This window comes from Paracoccus marinaquae (genome assembly GCF_018860165.1).
GTDB classification, from domain to species: domain Bacteria; phylum Pseudomonadota; class Alphaproteobacteria; order Rhodobacterales; family Rhodobacteraceae; genus Paracoccus; species Paracoccus marinaquae.
Map to the genome: position 1 here is coordinate 1 of NZ_JAHKNG010000150.1, position 524 is coordinate 524.

A 524-nucleotide genomic window follows, 5' to 3' on the forward strand; every position below is an offset into this window, starting at 1 on the left:
TAGAGCCGCCCAATTGGACGCCCATTTTGCCGTCTACTTCCAAAATCCAAACCCTCCGTCACGCCCATGCGCGCAGAATGGCCGGATCAAGTCGCAAATGGCAGGAGGGGGTCGGCGTAGCACTTACTCTGAAAGCCGAACTCATGCTTGCCTTCGCCGCACCGGAGGAAAGCTATCGGCCATCGAGCGCAGCTGACGTGATTGGTCGGTTCCGGGATGATCGTGGCGTCTGATCGGCAGCGCACGGCACGCAAAAGGCCCCCGTCGAAGGGGGCCTCGATAAACGTTGACGAGGTGTTGACAAGAATTTGGAATGACAAAAGCCGAGCGTTTTGCTCGGCTTTTAAGTGCCAGATAATACGTAGTTTTTTGGTTGCGGGGGCAGGATTTGAACCTGCGACCTTCAGGTTATGAGCCTGACGAGCTACCGGGCTGCTCTACCCCGCGACAGGGTTGCGCGTGTGTTGCGCGGTTGCGCCGATCGGGATGTGACAGGCGCTTTTTGGGTCATCGTTTCAGAGAGG

At 57.4% G+C, this 524-nt stretch carries 1 protein-coding gene and 1 tRNA gene; one reads left to right on the forward strand and one right to left on the reverse strand.

What is annotated here, in order from left to right; all coding sequences use genetic code 11:
- The first annotated feature begins 26 nt into the window (after positions 1-26).
- A complete protein-coding gene (locus KNW02_RS20750) occupies positions 27-233 on the forward strand; it encodes a hypothetical protein (RefSeq protein ID WP_252734177.1) in 207 nt (68 codons plus the stop codon).
- 137 nt (positions 234-370) lie between these two features.
- On the opposite strand, the gene KNW02_RS20755 is transcribed toward KNW02_RS20750, so the two are convergent.
- Positions 371-447: transfer RNA gene (locus KNW02_RS20755), tRNA-Met, on the reverse strand.
- Positions 448-524: the final 77 nt, after the last annotated feature.